Raw genomic sequence first — 17,886 nt, 5'->3', positions numbered from 1 at the left:
CAGTGGCTGACACACCTGTGCCATGCCTGCATCAGCTGTGCCATGGCTGCTGCATGTGCAGGCCTCAGCCATTGCCCGGCCGTTTGGCTAGCAACCGCTCTGTAATGCCTGTTTCGAGGATGCTGGGTGATGCTGGCACAGCCGTTGCTCTGTCTGTTATCGACGCCTGATGCGGTGTCGCCATAACAAGAACGGAGAACCGACCATGAACCGAACAGGCCCGCACCGCCGGCCCCTTCCGCACGCCTTGGGCTGCCTGGCCCTTGCCTTGGCGTGCTGCGCAACCGCTTTTGCTGCAGAAGTGGATGGCAAGCGGATCATCCAGGCCGACCAGGAACCTGGCAACTGGATGAGCCACGGCCGTACCTACGATGAACAACGCTTCAGCCCGCTCAAGGCCATCAACCAGGACAACGTCAATCAATTGGGCCTGGCTTGGAGCTATAAGCTCGACCTGGACCGGGGTGTAGAAGCCACGCCTATCGTGGTCGATGGGGTGATGTACACCACGGGGCCGTTTTCCGTGGTGTATGCCTTGGATGCCCGCAACGGCAAGCTGCTGTGGAAATACGACCCGCAGTCAGACCGCAATCGCGCCGGTGAGGCGTGCTGTGATGCGGTAAACCGCGGCGTGGCCGTGTGGCAGGGCAAGGTCTACGTCGGCGTGCTGGACGGGCGCCTGGAGGCGATCGATGCCAAGACCGGCCAGCGCGTGTGGTCGGTGGACACCCGCGACGACCATAAGCGAAGTTACACCATCACCGGTGCGCCGCGGGTGGTCAATGGCAAGGTCATCATTGGCAACGGTGGGGCAGAATTTGGTGTGCGTGGCTATGTGACGGCTTATGACGCCGAAACCGGCAAGCAGGCCTGGCGCTTCTTCACCGTGCCGGGTGACCCCAAGCTGCCGCCTGAAGACAAGGCCATGGAGATTGCCAGCAAGACCTGGCACGGCGATGCCTTCGTCGAGTGGGGCGGCGGCGGCACGGCCTGGGATTCGTTCGCCTACGACCCTGAGCTGAACCTGTTGTACATCGGCGTTGGCAACGGCTCGATGTGGGACCCTAAATGGCGCAGCCAGGCCAAAGGCGACAACCTGTTCCTGTCGTCGATTGTCGCCGTCAATGCCGATACGGGCGAATACGCCTGGCACTACCAGACCACCCCCGGTGATGCCTGGGACTTCACCGCCACCCAGCACATGATCCTCGCCGAGCTGCCGATCAACGGCAAACAACGCAAGGTGCTGATGCAGGCGCCCAAGAATGGCTTCTTCTATGTGCTCGACCGGGCCACCGGCGAGTTGCTGTCTGCGAAGAATATCGTGCCGGTGAACTGGGCCAAGGGCATCGACATGAAAACCGGGCGGCCGATTCTCGACGACGAGGCAGCGGCCTACTGGAAGGACGGCAAGCGCAAGCTGGTGACGCCGGCATTCTGGGGCGCGCATGACTGGCACCCAATGTCGTACAACCCCAACACCGGCCTGGTGTACATCCCGGCGCATATCATGTCGGCCTATTACGAGCACATCCCCGAAGCGCCCAAGCGCAACCCGTTCAAAAGCGTGTACCAGCTGGGCTTACGCACCGGCATGATGCCCGAAGGTGCCGATGGCCTGCTGGAGATGGCCAAGACCTGGTCCGGCAAGCTGATCGCCTGGGACCCAGTGAAACAGGCGCCGGCCTGGGAGGTGCCCTACATCACCATCTTCAACGGCGGCACCCTGAGCACCGCCGGCAACCTGGTGTTCGAGGGCAGCGCCGATGGCCGTGTGATCGCCTATGCCGCTGACACCGGCAAGAAGCTGTGGGAATCACCCGCCGCCAGTGGCGTGATGGCAGCGCCGATCACCTATTCGGTCGATGGCGAGCAGTACGTCACCTTCATGGCCGGCTGGGGCGGGGCCTTCTCGACGTTTGCCGGGGCGTTGTCGTTGCGTGCCGGGGTACAGCCGTTCTCGCAAGTGCTGACCTACAAGATTGGCGGTACCGCCAAATTGCGTGAGCCAGCGCCCCCCGCCAATGCGCCCGAACCCCCACCATTGACCGCCGACGCCCAGACTGTCGCCGCCGGTGCGGCCCTGTACGACGGCAACTGCTCACAGTGCCACGGCATCCATGCCGTCAGCGGCGGTGTACTGCCAGACCTGCGCAAACTCGGTGCTGACAAGCACCAGATGTTCCTTGGCATCCTCTATGGCGGCCGCGTGCCGGATGGCATGCCGTCGTTTGCCGACAACCTCAACCCCGAGCAGGTCGAGCAGGTGCACCAGTACCTCATCAAGCGTGCCCATGACCTGAAAAGCGAAGGCAACGCCTGGCAGCAATTCAGCGCCAAGCCGGCTGCCCAGCCGTCACTGGCCGACAACCCGTCACAGGAGTGAGATGACCATGACTGAAGCGATCTACCAGAACTACATCGACAACGCCTTCGTACCCAGCGAGGGGCTGATCGAGGTGTACAACCCGGCCAACGCGCAGTTACTGGGGCGTGTGCCGGAGTCGCCGGTCGATCAGGTGGAGCGGGCCATTGCAGCGGCACGCAACGCGCAAAAAGGCTGGGCAGCGAAACCTGCCATCGAACGCGCCGGCTACCTGCGTCAGATCGCCGCCAAGGTGCGTGCCAATGCCGACCGCCTAGCGCGCATCATCACCCAGGAAGGCGGCAAAGTGCCGGGGCTGGCGCAGGTCGAGGTGAACTTCACCGCCGACTACCTCGACTACATGGCGGAATGGGCGCGGCGCCTTGAAGGCGAGGTGCTGACCAGCGACCGTGCCAACGAGCACATTTTCCTGATGCGCAAGCCGCTGGGTGTGGTGGCTGGGATACTGCCCTGGAACTTCCCGTTCTTCCTCATCGCCCGCAAGATGGCGCCGGCGCTGCTCACGGGCAATACCATCGTGATCAAGCCCAGTGAAGAAACGCCCATCAACTGCTATGAATTCGCCAAGCTGGTGGCCGAGACTGACCTGCCAGCGGGGGTGTTCAACGTGGTCGGTGGCAAGGGGGCCAGCGTCGGCCATGGGCTGTCGAGCCATGCCGGTATCGACCTGGTCAGCTTTACCGGCAGCGTCGCTACGGGGGCACGGATCATGGCGGCGGCAGCGCCGAACATCACCAAGCTCAACCTTGAACTGGGCGGCAAGGCCCCGGCGATTGTGCTCGCGGACGCTGACCTGGACTTGGCGACGAAAGCCATTGTTGCCTCGCGGGTGATCAATACGGGCCAAGTGTGCAACTGCGCCGAGCGGGTGTACGTGGCGCGCAAGGTGGCCGACGCCTTCGTCGACAAGGTGGCCAAGGCCATGGCAGCGACCCGATACGGCGACCCGTCGCGCCAGGCTGACCTGGACATGGGGCCACTGATCAATCAGGCCGGTCTCGACAAGGTAGCGCAGATGGTGCGCACGGCGGTCGGGCAGGGCGCCCAGTTGGTGACCGGCGGGCAGGTAGCGGACCTGGGGGCCGGGTTCCATTACCAACCGACCGTGCTCGCGGGCTGCGCCGCCGACATGGAGATCATGCGCAAGGAAATTTTTGGGCCGGTGCTGCCGATCCAGGTGGTCGATGACCTGGACGAGGCGATTGCCTTGGCCAATGACAGCGAGTACGGGCTGACGTCTTCGCTGTACACCCGCGACCTGAACGCGGCGTTGAAGGCTAGCCGCGAGATCGATTTTGGCGAGACCTACATCAACCGCGAGAACTTCGAGGCCATGCAGGGCTTCCATGCCGGGGCGCGCAAGTCCGGGATCGGCGGGGCGGATGGCAAGCACGGGTTGTATGAGTACACGCGCACGCAGGTGGTGTACATCCAGGGATAAGGGTTGGCTTTTCTGGCCTCTTCGCGGGCAAGCCCGCTCCTACAGGTGAGTCCACAGGCTTGAAAACTGTGGTGTACCTGTGGGAGTGGGCTTGCCCGCGAAGAGGCCGGTACAGTCACCCCAACTGGTTCGGCTGAACGATCCCGTACCGCTTCATTTTCCGATACAACGTCGACCGCGAAATTCCCGCAGCCTCTGCCGCCAGGCTCATGTTCCAGCGCTCTCGCTTTAAAACCTCCAGCAAGTGCCGCGCCTCGGCATCTTCGACCTGCTGTTCCAGCACTTTTGGCCTGGCAGGCACTGCACGGTCCAGTAGCTCCTCCGGCAAATCTGCCAGCTCAATGACCCCACCTTCCCCCAGCGCGACCGCCTGGCGCAATGTATTGAGCAACTGCCGCACGTTCCCCGGCCAGGCATACCCCAGCAAGCAACGCTGGGCCTGATCGCTCAAGCGCAACACAGCCCCTCCCGGCAACCCCGCCAACAACCGCTCGATCAATTCACGTCGGTCACTGCGCTCACGCAATGCCGGCAACGTCATGCGCATGCCGCATAGCCGGTAGTAAAGGTCTTCGCGAAAGCCTTTATCGCCAATCATGGCTGGCAGGTCCTGGTGCGTTGCCGAAATCACCTGAATATCCAGCGTCACCGGCGCCTCTGCGCCCAGTGGTACCAGTTCGCGTTCGGCAAGCACCCGCAGCAGGCGCGTTTGCAGGTGCGTTGGCATGTCGCCGATCTCATCCAGGAACAACGTGCCGCCATTGGCCTGCTCCAGCTTGCCTTTCATGCCCTTGCGATTGGCACCTGTAAAGCTGCCAGCGCGGTAGCCGAACAGTTCGCTCTCGATCAGCGACTCGGGTATCGCCGCACAGTTGAGCGCGACGAAGGGTTTGGCGTGGCGCTGGCTAGCCTGGTGCAAGGCACGGGCGAAGGCCTCCTTGCCAGTACCGGTTTCGCCGTTCAGCAAAATGGCGATGTCCTTGTCGAGCACCTTGCGCAGGCGTTTCACCCCCTGTTGCAACTGTGCATCCTCGCCTGCCAATTGCTCAAGCGTGGGGTACGCCGCCCGCGCGGGCAGGGGCCGCGACGGCGTGGATTGGCGGTAGCCGGCCGGTATGCGCAGGCCGACGTCCAGCAGATGCGCTTGCACATGCCCGTGCAATTGAGTGCCACGGGCTCCGCCGCGCGTAAGGTCGAGCAACTGGTCAATGTTGGCGGGCAGCACCTGCTCGATCGCCACGCCCAACAGCGTGCCGGCATGCGCCAGGAAGGCAGCCCGATTGGCGCCGATCACCCGGCCGCCTTCGTCCAGGGCCAGCAGTTGCTCGGCGGCAAGGTCGGAGAAATCATCACGCGGCTTGATGGCCAAGGTCAGGCAGTCGCGGTAGCGCTGGCGGAAATGGCTGTTCTCGATCAGCCGGGCGTACAGCGTCACCAACTGCAAGGTCAGGTGCTGGGCCTGCTTGGGGCCGTCGTTATAGAGGCAGGTCGCGTTGAGGCAGCCGAGCAGTTGGTTATGGGCATCGAAGATCGGTGCCACCGAGCAACTGAGCCGGGCGTTGGTTGCCAGGAAGTGTTCCTGACGGTGGATGGTCAGCGCTTGCTGCGAGGCCAGTGCAGTGCCGATGCCGTTGGTACCGGCGATCGACTCGTCCCAGCGCGCGCCGACAATCAACCCGGAGCGGGTGTAACGCTGGTGGTCGGCTGGCAGGCGGGCATCAAGGGTGATGCCGTCGGCGTCGCTGAGCAGCACGGCAAAACCGGCGTCCACCACACGCCTTGCCAGGCCACTGACGCCTTGGCTGGCGATGCTCAGGTAGGCCTCGTGTTGGGCCTGGTGCTGGCGGATTTCGGCAGCGCTGAGGATGTTGTCGACGTGGCGCAGTTCAGGGTGCAGGCGGTGCTGGGTGATGCTGCGGTACCAGGATTCGGCAATCACCGGTTCTGGCGTCAGGCCGCGCTCGGCGAAGTGGCAGTCGACGAAGGCGGCCAGTTCACTGGCGCGGGGTGAAGGGGTGTGCGCGGCCATGGGCGCTCCACGAAATACTTGTTATTAGAGGTGGGGAAACCATAGCTGATTTTTTCCCGGAAAAGTCAGCCAATCAGCTTCAGCGCCTCGTCCAGGCGCAACGGCCGCTTCATCCGCTGCGACAGCTGCGCCATGGCATCCGAGTAGCCCTTGGCGATGACGGCCTCGACTTGCTCATCCACGCATTGCAGCGCGACGAAATCGCCTTGCTCCGGCTGGCCAACGAACTCGATGCGGTTCCAGTCCCGTGCATGCCCCAGGACTTCATAGGTGCGCCCATGCTGGTAGGTCCAGAAGAACGGCACATCTTCGTAGCGGCGCTGCTCGCCGAGCATGTTGGCCGCAGCGATCACGCCGTGTTGCTGGGCCAGGCGCCAGTGTTCGATGCGCACGGGCCGGCCAGCCAGGGGGAAGGTGGCGATATCACCAGCGGCCCACAGCCCGGGTGCCGCACGCATTTCGGCATTGACCGGCAGCGATTTATCGTCGGCCAGCGCCACCCCTTGCACATAGGCTGTGGCAGGTTTGACCCCGGTGCCCAGCAATACCAATGGCGCCTGCAGCCGTTCACCGTTGGCCAGCAACACGGCCTCCACCTTAGCCTGGCCTTCGAAACGTTCGACTTCGGTGGGGCCGTGAAAGACCACGCCTTTGCGTTCGGGCAGTTCGCGAATGCTGCGCCCGATACGTTCACCCAACTGTTTGGCCAACGGCACCTCATGGCGGGTGACCAGGTGCACCTGCAGGCCGTACTTGCGCAGTGCAGCGGCGGCCTCCAGGCCGATGAAACCGTCGCCGACGATCACCACCGGCTGCCCGGGTTCTGCAGCGTCGAGCAACAGCGCGGCGTCCTCACGTGAGCGCAGGGTGAATACACCCGGCAGATCTGCCCCCGGGAGCGCTGGACGTTGCGCTTTACCGCCCGTTGCCAGTAGGCAAGCGTCATAGTCGATGTGCTGGCCGTCGGCAAGGATGATCTGGCGTTTCTCGCTGTTGAGTGTGCGGACCTTGCCGTGCTGACGGATCAGGTGGCCTTTGCGCAAGTCATCCGCTTCGAGCAGGGCAGGGACTTCATCAGGTGGCATTTGCCCAGCAATGACGAATTTACTAAGCGCGGTCCGGTCGTAGGCTGGCTGGTGTTCCTGGTCGAGCCAGACCAGACGGCCGGCGAAACCGTGCTGCAGCAGGGTAGCGACGGCGGCACTGCCGGCGGCGCCGGCACCGACTACCACGAAACAACGGGCATCGCTGTGCCGCGGTGGCTCGGCCTTGGCCAGGGGTTGGTCATCCACCCACACCTCATCACCTTTGACCCACGCACGGTAGCGGCGCAGGTCGGCCAGTGCCGGCGGTTCGCACACCGCACCTTCGTCCACGGCAAACGCCGCCTTGTGCCATGGGCAGACCAACAGCCCCGAGCAGATCACGCCCTCTTCGAGCGGGGCGCCAGCGTGCGGGCAGTTGGCCTGGTAGGCATGCACCAGGTCGCCCTGGCGGATCAGGATGAGTTCTTCACTGCCGGCCTGCACACGCAGGGGGCGGTTGGGGTCGAGCTGATCGAGGCGGGCCACGGCGTGCTGGGTCATGGGGGTTCTCCAAAGGGGCCTTTGGAACCATTTGACGCCTGTGGTGATGAGTTGCTGACCCGAGCCGACGATCGGGGGCATTGCCCTGTAGGAGCAGCCTTGTGCTGCGAAGAGGCCGGTGATCACACAGCAAATGTTCGCTGCTATCACCGGCCTCTTCGCAGCACAAGGCTGCTCCTACACAGGCGTTCTAGTTGGCCTTGGCCGTGACCAACGCCCCTGCGCGCGTTACCCGCAGCGCCACCAGGCTACCGACCACGATCAATGCCGCCAACGAATACAGCGCAGCATCGGTCGAGCCGGTCTGGTCCTTGATGAAACCCACCAGGTACGGGCTGAGGAAGCCGGCCATCTGGCCCACCGAGTTGATCAGCGCAAGGCCGGCCACGGCTGCACCCGCGCTGAGCAGGGCGGTAGGCATTGGCCAGAACATCGGCAGGCCGGTGAGGGCGCCCATGGTGGCGATCGACAGGCCAAGAATGGCGATGGTCGGGTTGCCGGCGAAGTTGACCGCAATCAACAGGCCAATGGCGCCCATCAGCATCGGCACGACCAAGTGCCAGCGACGTTCGTTGCGCCGGTCTGCCGAACGCCCGCAGACGATCATGAACACACCCGCCAGCAGGTACGGAATGGCGCTCAGCCAGCCAATCAACAAGGGGTTGTCGAAGCCCATGTTCTTGATGATCGACGGCAGCCAGAAGTTGATCGCGTACACACCGCTCTGGATGCAGAAGTAGACGAAGCCGAACGTCCAGATCAACGGGTTGGTCAACACCGCGAGCACGCCGTCACCGGTGGTGGCGGGTTTGCTCGCGGCATCGGCCTTCAGGTCGGCTTCGATCAATTGGCGTTCGGCCGGGCTCAGCCAGGCGGCTTTCTGGTAGCCGTCGCTGAGCAGGCGAATTGCCAGGCAACCCAGAACGACGGTGGGTAGGCCCTGAATCAGGAACAGCCATTGCCAGCCGGCAAGGCCATGCTGGCCGGCGGCGAAATGTTCGAGGATCCAGCCGGAAAACGGCCCGCCCAACAGCCCCGACACCGGGATCGCCGACATGAACAAGGCCATGATGCCGCCGCGACGGGCCGCCGGGAACCAGCGCGAGAGGTACAGCACCACGCCAGGGAAGAAGCCGGCTTCAGCCGCGCCGGTCAGCAGGCGCAGGGTGTAGAACTCGGTGGGGGTGGTGACGAACAGCAGGCAGGTCGAGAGGCTGCCCCAGGCGATCATCATCAGCGCGATCCAGCGCCGTGGGCCGAAGCGGTTGAGCGCCAGGTTGCTCGGCAGGCCGCAGAGGACGTAGCCGATGAAGAAGATACCGGCGCCAAGGCCGTATACCGTTTCGCTGAATTTAAGCGCGTCGAGCATCTGCAGCTTGGCAAAGCCGACGTTGACGCGGTCCAGGTAGTTGAACAGGTAGCAGATGAAAATGAACGGAATCAGCCGCAAGGTGATGCGCCGGTACAGCGCATTGCGGGTGGTGTCCGTGCCTTGGTCAGGGGCGGGGCTGTGTGCCATGATCGGGTTCTCTGTTGTTATGGTTGTCACCGCGTCGCCTGTTCCGGCGCTCGCCCTGACGAGTCTCGGGGACAGCGGCGTGCCTGTCTTTGTGCTTTTGCACAGCGATTGACCAGGGGCGCTGTGCCAGGGACCAAAGCCTACCACCCTAAGGACCCTTGAATGTTCGAACTCGACCATGACCTGGCGCAGGATATCGTTGATCGTGCGATGGCCATTTTGCCGTGCAACGTCAATGTCATGGACAGCCAGGGGTTGATCCTGGGCAGTGGCGAGCCGGAGCGCATCAACACCCGCCACGAGGGCGCGCAACTGGTGCTGGCCAACGGCCGGATCGTCGAGCTCGACGTGGACGCGGCCAAGTGCCTCAAGGGCGTGCAGCCCGGGGTGAACCTGCCATTGATGCTCGATGGCCGGCTGATGGGGGTATTGGGCCTGACCGGCGACCCGCAGCAGCTGCGTACCTATGGCGAACTGGTGCGCATGACTGCTGAAATGCTCCTGGCCCAGCGCCACCTGCAGGTTGAACAGCAATGGCGGCGGCAACGCTGCGACGACCTGCTGGCCTTGCTGTTAGGCGGCAGCGGCGATTCGCCTCGGCTGCTCGATGAAGCCCGTCAGCTTGGCCTGAAGCCGCAACTGCCAAGGGTACCTTGCCTGTTCGAGCTGGAATCAGGGCCGCCTGCCGAAGCCCTGTCGTCCTGGCTGATGAGCCGTTACCCGGACAGCTGGTGCGTCAGCCCCGCACGGCAATCGCTGCTGTGGTGTCGCCCGGCGGGCCTGGTGCTGGACGACGCGCGGTTGCTGGAGCGCCTCGAACGTCACGGCTGGCAGGTTGAGCGCTTGGCCCTGGGGTGCATGGCGCAAAGCCTGGAGCAACTGCGCCGTGGTTATCGCCGGGTGCGCGACCTGCTGGCTTATGGGCAAGAGGTGCTGCCGGCCGAGCGCCTGCTCAGCCTTGAGCGGTACCGGCTACCGGCCTTGCTGTGGCGGCATCGTAATGACGATGCGCTGGATGAGCTGTTGCAGCCGCTGCAACGCATCCGCGCCAAGGACGCCAGTGGTCAGCTGATTGCGACCTTGCGCGCCTGGTGTGCCCATGATGGCCAGAGCCAGGCCTGTGCCGACGCCTTGGGCATTCACCGCAACAGCCTGCGCTACCGGCTGGAGCGGATCGCCGAGCTGGGCGAGGTCGACCCCTTGCGGATGGAGGGGATGCTCAGCCTGTACCTGGGGTTGCAGTTGTTGCGAGCTGAGTGAAACGCGGGCCGAAGGCATTTGCCCAAACAACGCCTCCGCCGTCTTGTGCATTTGACCGAGGCCACCTTGCCAGGCAACTGTCAGCATGCCGCTCATCTGGACAGGAGAATCCCCATGAAGATCGTCATCGCCCCCGACTCGTTCAAGGACAGCCTCGACGCTGCCGGTGTCGCCCGCGCCATTGCCACTGGCCTGGCCGAGGTGTGGCCGGATGCCGAACTGGTCGAATGCCCCATGGCCGACGGCGGTGAAGGCACCATGGACGCCATCTTGGCCGCCAGCCAGGGCGAATTACGCCGCCTGGCTGTACGTGGGCCGTTGGGGCACAGCGTCGAGGCCGGCTGGGGTTGGCTGCCGCAGAGCCGCACGGCGATTATCGAAATGGCCCAGGCCAGTGGCCTGCAATTGGTGCCCACCCAGCAGCGTGATGCCTGCCGCAGCAGCACCTGGGGTACGGGCGAACTGATCGCCGCCGCCTTGGCTGCGGGTGCCCGCCGCATTGTCTTGGCCATTGGCGGCAGCGCGACCAATGACGGCGGCAGTGGCATGCTGCGCGCCCTGGGGCTGCGGCTGCTGGATGCCGAGGGGCAAGCACTGGAAGAAGGGGGGCTGGCCCTGGCAAAGCTGGCACGTATCGATGCCAGCGACCTCGACCCTCGGCTGGCCGAGGTCCAGGTCGAGGTTGCGGCCGACGTCGACAACCCACTCTGCGGTGCCAATGGCGCTTCGGCAATATTCGGCCCGCAGAAAGGGGCAAACCCGCAGCAAGTAGAAGCACTGGACCAGGCACTGGGGCACTTTGCCGATCACTGTGCGCAATTGCTGGGCGAGGACGTGCGTGATTTCCCGGGCTGCGGCGCTGCAGGCGGCATGGGCTTTGCGGCCAAGGCGTTCATGGGCGCGCAGTTCCGACCTGGCGTCGAGGTGGTGGCTGAGTTGGCCGGCCTGGACGGGCTGGTACAAGGCGCCGACCTGGTGCTGACCGGCGAGGGGCGTTTCGATGCCCAGACCCTACGTGGCAAGACGCCAATGGGCGTGGCACGGGTCGCCAAGCGCCATGGTGTACCGGTGGTGGTGCTGGCAGGCACGCTGGGGGAGGGGTATCAGCAGTTGTATGGCCATGGCATCGACGCGGCTTTTGCGTTGGCGAGCGGGCCGATGAGCCTGGAGCAGGCGTGCGCCAACGCCCGCGAGCTGCTGCAGGCGCGCGCCGGTGATATCGCCCGGCTGTGGCGCTGCGCGGTGTAAGCGCGGTCAGAGATTTCCGTGTAAGTGCAACTAGTGTGGGGGCTGCTTTGCAGCCCTTTCGCGCCCTAAGGCCGCGCCTTCACGTCCATGCCGAAGTTATGAGACTTGGCAAATATGGAAATTATCTTTGTTTGATATCTCGCCATAAACAAAGGCCGAATCGCTGATTTCGATCAGAAAAGCACTACATACAACCCACGCAAAAAGCTCTATTTCGGCCCAGTAATACCGCCCGACTCTCACCGCTACTTACTATTAAGTATTTTACTTAACCCCCGTCGCTCGCCAATTCTCTGCACTGTTTATTCGAGAGGGCGAGTCGATGTTAGTTCATGGTGATAATGATTTCGGCGTGTTGAAGGATGCCGAGGGCGAACTTCAACAGCAGGTCGGGCGTGTGCCCGATGCCGCATTCTATGAACGCAAGTTGCAAGCAGTCTGGACGCGTGCACAACACAGTAGCCATTACGCAGGGATTGGCCCCTACAGCTTCACAGCGTTCCAGCAATTGCCGCTGACCGCCAAGGCCGCGCTGAAAAGCCAACCCCTGGCGTTTTGCACCGTAGCCCTTGGCGATGCGGCCAAGTACTACGCCACCACCGGCACCACCGGCGAGCCAACCCCAACCCCGCGCCTGAAACACGACATCATCTGGAATGCCGTCAGCGTCGCCAGCCACTGGCGAGCGGTACTGCAGCCCGGGGCGCGGGTGGCCAACCTGATGCCATCGGACATCGTGCCGGTCGGCGACCTGATCGCCAACGTCTGCGAATACCTCGACGTGTCGCATGTACGGCTCTATCCCTTTACCACCGGCATCACCGACTGGGAACGGGTGTGCACGACCTTCGACACCTACCGGCCCACGGTGCTGTTCATCGCCCCCGGCGTACTGGTGCAACTGACCCGCTACCTCAAGCAGCGGGAGCTGCTCGACACGTTTGCTCAGTCGGTGCGCACGATCATGCTGCTGGGCGAGGTCAACACCCAGCCGTTTCGTGACCGTTTGGCCCGCGGGTGGCACTGCGAGGTACACGACGCCAGTTATGGCAGTACCGAGACCGGCACGCTGGCAGCCGTAGGCGCGGACCAGCAGATGCGCCTGGCCACGGCCACCAATTATTTCGAGCTGCTGTTGCCGGACGGCAGGCTGGTAACGCCCGCCGAAGGCCTGACCGGCCGCCTCGTCGTCACCCCGCTGAACCTGTACGCGCGGCCGTTACTGCGGCTGGACACCGGCGACAGCGTCACCCTTACCGCGCCTTGGCAAGCCGGGCAGAGCAGCCCCAGCCTGTTGGTCAATGGCCGCGACAGCGACAGCATTGCGGTGGCCGGGGTGGACCTTGAGATTCGCGCCGTCGAAGAGGTGGTCTACGGCGCCTGCGACGCCACCGGTTATGTGATCGAAATCGATCGCCAGAACGACAGCGCCGCGTTAATCCTTGAACGTGACGTGCACTGGGACAACGCCCAGGAAGGCCCATTGCAAGCGCAGCTGCTGGCACGTTCCGAGCAACTGATGGGGCTGCGCTGGAGCCGTGTGCTGTTCGTCAACAACTTGTCGGCCATCAACAAGAGCGGTGGCTCGCAAAAAAGCTGGAAGAAGACCAACCTGCGCTTCGTGGGGGGCAAGCAATGACCACGTCACCCCTTGCCCAAGGGCACGGCCTGGGCAACGGCCAGCCTGACTTGTGGTGCACGTACGCCGCGATCCGCAGCCTGGCCTGGGTCGAGCGCCTCGACAGCGTCGATACGCCGGCCCTGCACAGCTATATCCAGTCCCGGCGTAACCGCGACGGGGGGTTCGCCTGGAGCAAGGGCATGCCATCCGACGCCTGGGCGACTTTTTATTGCACCGAAACGCTCAAGGACCTGGGTATCGCCATCGACCATGGCGCCCAAACTGCCGATTGGCTGCAAACGCTGTTCGACGGTGATGCTTACGCCATGTGCCCCGGGCAGACGGCGGATGTCTGGGCCACCCACTATGCCGTGCGCACGTTAATCGAGGTGTGCCAGGGGCAGGTGGCCGATGCCCCGGCGTTGTACGCCTGGCTGGAAGGGCTGCAGTGCAGCAATGGCGGCCTCAGTTGGTCCGCGGACTTTGCCCAGCGCAACTTGGCCGACACCCGTGCCTGCTTCTACGGCGTAATGGCCGCACGAGCCCTGGCCCAGCAAGGGCTGCCCGCACCGCGGTGGGACCTGCCGCGGTTGATTGCCTGGTTGCAGGCGCAGCAGGTGGAAAGCGGCGGCTTTCGTTTCAGCGAGGCTGCCGAGCAGCCGTGCCTGTGGGCGACCTACCGCGCCACGGCTAGCCTTGCGGCATTGCACGCGCAGCCGTTGGCGCGCCACGCGTGTATCGCCTGGATCGACGCACTGCGTCGGCCCAGTGGCGCTTTCGTGCGTTGGCAGGGCTATGACGGCGAGGACGTCTGGGCCGCTTTTTGCGCGGTGGGCTCGCTCAAGGCGTTGGGAGAGCCGGTGGCCCACCTGGCAGATGACATTGCACGGTTCATCGCGACCTTGGCGCTGCCTCAGAGTGGCTACACCTATCGGCAAATCGACAGCGCGGCGGATGTGCTGACCACGGCGGCTGCCGTGCTTGGCGATCAGCTGAGCGCTGCGCAGCGGGCGGCAGCCTTGCACTGGATCGAAGGCTGCCAGATGCCTAACGAGCCTGGGCTCATGTACATGCCAGGGCGGGGCGCTGAAGTCCGCTGCACCAATTGGGGCCTGGCGGCGGGCGCCTTCGCCGGCCAGCCAGCGGCGCGCAAGGCGGTGGGGCACTGGCTGGCCTCATTGCAGAACCCCGATGGTGGCTTCGGGTTCTGGGAGGGGCGCGGGTCGGACTTGGTGTCCACGGCGTCTGCGGTGGCGATCCTCCAGCAACTGGGCAATAACGCTGGGGTCGACCTCGTGGCGCTGGAGGCCTTTGTGGCCAGTTGCGCTCAGCAAGGTGGGCACGCCGCCTACCCACGAGGGCAGGCGTCCTTGCGTGCCAGCCTGCAAGCCTTGATCTGCCTGAACCATGTGGGCTGGGATGTGCGCGAGCAGGCAAACGAACTGCTGGTTGCGCACAAGGTGCGCCAGGGCGGCTTCGCCAACCTGGGGCAGCGCATCCCTGATTTGCTCAGCACCTACCAGGCCGTGGCGTTTGGCGCCGCGCAGGGGTTGCCGGTCGACCGCGCGCACCTGCAGTTCTTTCTCGACAAGGTGCGCAGCGGCCAAGGCCATGCCTGGTCGCCGCTGTACCTGGAGGGCCACGACGCACTGTCCGATTGCCTGGGGCGCCTGTTGCAGGCGTTTGCCGAAGGCAGGCGTCAGCACCTGCCCAACCTGCAGCTGTCGTGAGGAGCAGGCATGCCAACCATTACTGTTACCTGCGCACCACTGCAGCCCATCGAGCGCAAGCGCCTGGCCCTGGCGTTCACCCGCCTGCTGAAAGCGCAGGGCGCCTATACCGCGCACTGCATGGTGTTTTTCAATCCGCTGGAACCGGGGTGCGTGTTCAGCGCCGGCATGCCGTTGCCGACCGTGGATGGCAGCGGCGTGGCGTTGCAGTTCTACCTGCGCATCACCCTGTCGGTGGCGCGCGACGGGCTGGCCCATGCGGCCTTGGCCGAAGGCCTGCACCGTTGCCTGGTCAGTCACTACCCGAACGCTTTCATCTATTTGCAGTTTGATCCGATCCTGCCAGAACACGTGTTCTACAGCGCGGGAACGGCATTGATCAATGCCCACCATCAACAAGGAAAACCAGGCGCGTGAGCAACCTTTCTATTGAGCAGCAGATTCGTCAGGCACTGGCGCAACTACTCGGCGACGAGGTCAACGCCATCGATAAGCGCGACAGCTTCCGCGATTTTCTAGGCGAACGCTTCGACAGCCTGATGGCCGTCGAAGTCATCACCGCCATTGAAGCCTGTTTCGCCATCGAAGTGGATTACCTGAGTGACGACGTTCGCTACTGGTTTGAAACACTGGAAAAGATGGAGCAGTTCGTCGCCCAGAAACGCGAAGACCAATTGACCCTGCAGGCCACCCCGTGAGCGGCGATCATCTGTTCACCACGTCGGGCTCCACCGGCGCGCCACGCCACTGGCTACGAAGCCACGCGCAGATGGTCGACGAGGCCGCGCTGATTCTCGGCCGCTGGGCGGCTGACGCGACCGAGGTCCTGTCGTTCGCGCCGAGCTGCCACAGCTATGGGATGATCCTGGGCGAGGTCGGTGCGCAATGGCTGAGCGCGCGGTTACAGGCCTGCTCGCTGGAACAGCAGCAGTTACCGCAACTCGATGGCGACGGGCCCTGTGTGATCCTCGCCATTGCCAGCACCTGGCGGCTCTTACCTGCACTGCTGGCGCGCCTGTCAGCACGGCGTTCAGTACTGGTGGTGCACAGCGCATCGCTGTTGCCACCGGACGCATTGGCCACCGTGCACCGTTTCGCAGGGCCGCAGGTGCGCTTCATCGAGCTGCTGGGTGCCACCGAAACCGGCGCCATGGCCTATCGCGCGCTGGATGCGCAGAGTACCGCAGAGCAACCGTGGACGCTGCTGAGCGATGTCGAGTTGCTGAGCCCGATCGGCGCAGCCGGCCCGCTGGACGTCAGCAGCCCACGCATCGCGCGGGAGCAGGGCGCTGCAACCCCGGCACACCATCATCGTTGCGATGACCTGGTACTGCCATTGGACGCGCGACGCTTTCAATGGCTGGGCCGGGCCAGCAGCCTGATCAAGGTCAACGGGGTTCGGCTCGACCTGGCGCGCCTGGCCAGCGAGTTCGGCCAACGCCTGCAGTGCCCGACCCTGGCCTGCGTGGCGGTGCGCGATGGGTTGCGCGCCGAAGCGTTCGAAGTGCTGTTCAGTTCGCCAACGTTAACCGAACAGGCCGTGCGCGAAGCGCTCAAGCACTGGCCTGCGCACCACCCGCGACCGGTCGCCGTGCGCCGGGTCGCGCACCTGCCGCTGTCTGCCACTGGCAAGCCCCAACCGTGGGCCGCCTCATCCACTGTCAAGGACTACACCCATGAGCCACGCTGATACCCAGGGCACCATCGCCCATTACCTGAACCACTGCGGTGCGCCGCTGGCCAGTGGCCGCGAACAGCCCGAATACCTCGGCCTAAGCCTGCGCAAGCGCCTCGAACTGCTGGAACGCAGCCCTGCGCTGGCGGCTGATTGGGCTGCACAGTATGAGGCGTGGCGCGATCACGCCGACAGCCACTATCGCTGCCTGACCAGCACCCGCCCAGCCGAAGCGCCGTGGGTCCGGCTGGGGGTGAAGGACACCGTGGACGTCGCCGGCCTGCCGACCCGCCTGGGGCTGCGCAGCTACCGTCACTACCCGCAACGCAGCGCCGAGGCGCTGAGCCACCTCGACCCGCGTATCGCGCTGACCAGCAAGGTGGCGACCACCGAGCTGAACATCGCGTTCGGCGCAGGCTGCCGCAACCCGCATTTCCCGACCATCGACCCATCGGGTTCCAGCACCGGTTCTGCGGTTTCCGTGGCTGCAGGCCTGTGCGACATCTCGTTGGGTACCGATGTGCTGGGCTCGGTGCGTTGGCCGGCGTCCCACTGTGGCATGGTCGGCCTGCGCATGACCCACAAGGCCGCCAGCCTGGCCGGTGTATTCCCGCTGTCGCCACGCATGGACGCCTTGGGTTGGGTGACTCGCAGCGCCGACGACCTTGCCCTGCTGCTGCCGATGCTGGGCTTGGGGCCGTTGCTGGGCGATCAGCAGCCGCTCAAGCAGCAGTACCGTGTCGGCGTGCTTGAACACGCGCTCGACCCTGCGCTGACCAGCGCACCAATGCTCGACATGTTGAGCCAGGACCGTATTGCACTGGCCGACCTGGGCATGGCCCCGCGTGAAGTGGCCATGCCCGACCTGTGGGCCTGCCGTGGCGATGCTTGGCAGCTGTGCGCGCGCGACGCTTGGCTGGCATCTGCGGCCTGGGCGCGGCGCTTCGACTGCGAACTGCATTGGTCAACGCTTAGCGCGCTCAAGGTGGGTGAAGGGGTAAGCGACAGCGACTACTCGCGCATTCATGCCCGCATGGACGCCGTGCGGGCGGGTATCGATGCCTGGTTCGAGGCCGCCCAGGTGGATGTCGTTATTTTCCCGATGGACCCGAACCGGCCCTTCGACCGGCGTAGCCCACAACCAGGTGATTCGACCATTCCGTCTCCGGACGATCACGACTACGCCCAGAAAATCGGTTTCACCCCTCTGGCCAGTTTCAGCGGCCTGCCGGCGATTACCGTGCCGATCGCCCTCAGCGCTGACGGCAAGGCGCCCCTGGCGATACAGATCATGGGTCGACGCGACAGCGAGCAACAGTTGCTGGACATCGCCAAACGTGTGCAGGCGTTGATCGGCCTGCTGCCTACCCGTCGTCTTCAGGTGTAAGGGG

At 64.4% G+C, this 17,886-nt stretch carries 13 protein-coding genes; 10 read left to right on the top strand and 3 right to left on the bottom strand.

What is annotated here, in order from left to right; all coding sequences use genetic code 11:
- Window positions 1-205 precede the first annotated feature (205 nt).
- Together HU750_RS18400 and aldA are read left to right on the top strand one after the other, a co-directional pair.
- Entirely contained in the window at window positions 206-2,386 is a 2,181-nt protein-coding gene (locus tag HU750_RS18400; protein ID WP_186681644.1) for a PQQ-dependent dehydrogenase, methanol/ethanol family, read from the top strand.
- Between the two features lie 7 nt (window positions 2,387-2,393).
- Window positions 2,394-3,827, top strand: a complete 1,434-nt coding sequence (aldA, locus tag HU750_RS18395) for an aldehyde dehydrogenase (protein WP_186681642.1) — start codon at window positions 2,394-2,396, stop codon at window positions 3,825-3,827.
- A 115-nt stretch (window positions 3,828-3,942) separates the two neighbouring features.
- Here the strand turns inward: aldA and HU750_RS18390 are convergent, their stop codons facing one another.
- The 3 genes from HU750_RS18390 to HU750_RS18380 form a co-directional block, all read right to left on the bottom strand.
- Window positions 3,943-5,856: a sigma-54-dependent Fis family transcriptional regulator gene (locus HU750_RS18390; protein WP_186681640.1), complete on the bottom strand. Its 1,914-nt coding sequence runs from the start codon at window positions 5,854-5,856 to the stop codon at window positions 3,943-3,945.
- A 65-nt stretch (window positions 5,857-5,921) separates the two neighbouring features.
- Window positions 5,922-7,442, bottom strand: a complete 1,521-nt coding sequence (locus HU750_RS18385) for an FAD-dependent oxidoreductase (protein WP_186681638.1) — start codon at window positions 7,440-7,442, stop codon at window positions 5,922-5,924.
- 190 nt (window positions 7,443-7,632) lie between these two features.
- Window positions 7,633-8,961 carry an MFS transporter gene (locus HU750_RS18380; protein ID WP_186681636.1) on the bottom strand — a complete coding sequence of 443 codons (1,329 nt, stop codon included), beginning with the start codon at window positions 8,959-8,961 and terminating at the stop codon, window positions 7,633-7,635.
- Between the two features lie 162 nt (window positions 8,962-9,123).
- On the opposite strand from HU750_RS18380, the gene HU750_RS18375 reads away from it, so the two are divergent.
- From HU750_RS18375 to HU750_RS18340, 8 genes are all read left to right on the top strand, one after another.
- Window positions 9,124-10,221 (top strand): sugar diacid recognition domain-containing protein, encoded by a 1,098-nt coding sequence (locus HU750_RS18375; protein WP_099454070.1) that lies wholly within the window; start codon window positions 9,124-9,126, stop codon window positions 10,219-10,221.
- Between the two features lie 114 nt (window positions 10,222-10,335).
- Window positions 10,336-11,469, top strand: coding sequence for a glycerate kinase (locus HU750_RS18370; protein ID WP_186681634.1), 1,134 nt, complete (start codon window positions 10,336-10,338; stop codon window positions 11,467-11,469).
- Between the two features lie 352 nt (window positions 11,470-11,821).
- The gene (locus HU750_RS18365; protein ID WP_338109069.1) at window positions 11,822-13,108 is read left to right on the top strand and encodes a phenylacetate--CoA ligase family protein; all 1,287 of its coding nucleotides are present in this window, start codon (window positions 11,822-11,824) and stop codon (window positions 13,106-13,108) included.
- Window positions 13,105-14,820: a prenyltransferase/squalene oxidase repeat-containing protein gene (locus tag HU750_RS18360; RefSeq protein ID WP_186681630.1), complete on the top strand. Its 1,716-nt coding sequence runs from the start codon at window positions 13,105-13,107 to the stop codon at window positions 14,818-14,820. The genes HU750_RS18365 and HU750_RS18360 overlap by 4 nt, the downstream gene beginning before the upstream one ends.
- Window positions 14,821-14,829: 9 nt before the next feature.
- On the top strand, window positions 14,830-15,237 hold the full coding sequence (locus HU750_RS18355; RefSeq protein ID WP_186681628.1) for a hypothetical protein: 408 nt from the start codon (window positions 14,830-14,832) through the stop codon (window positions 15,235-15,237).
- Window positions 15,234-15,518, top strand: a complete 285-nt coding sequence (locus tag HU750_RS18350) for an acyl carrier protein (RefSeq protein ID WP_027595408.1) — start codon at window positions 15,234-15,236, stop codon at window positions 15,516-15,518. The genes HU750_RS18355 and HU750_RS18350 overlap by 4 nt, the downstream gene beginning before the upstream one ends.
- Entirely contained in the window at window positions 15,515-16,510 is a 996-nt protein-coding gene (locus HU750_RS18345; RefSeq protein ID WP_186681626.1) for an AMP-binding protein, read from the top strand. Before HU750_RS18350 ends, HU750_RS18345 begins: the two co-directional genes overlap by 4 nt.
- Entirely contained in the window at window positions 16,497-17,882 is a 1,386-nt protein-coding gene (locus HU750_RS18340) for an amidase family protein (protein ID WP_186681624.1), read from the top strand. Before HU750_RS18345 ends, HU750_RS18340 begins: the two co-directional genes overlap by 14 nt.
- The last annotated feature ends 4 nt before the right edge of the window (window positions 17,883-17,886 follow it).

The organism is Pseudomonas sp. SWRI50, from assembly GCF_014269095.1.
Classification (GTDB): Bacteria; Pseudomonadota; Gammaproteobacteria; order Pseudomonadales; family Pseudomonadaceae; genus Aquipseudomonas; species Aquipseudomonas kermanshahensis.
This window is presented reverse-complemented; position numbering and strand designations above follow the sequence as displayed.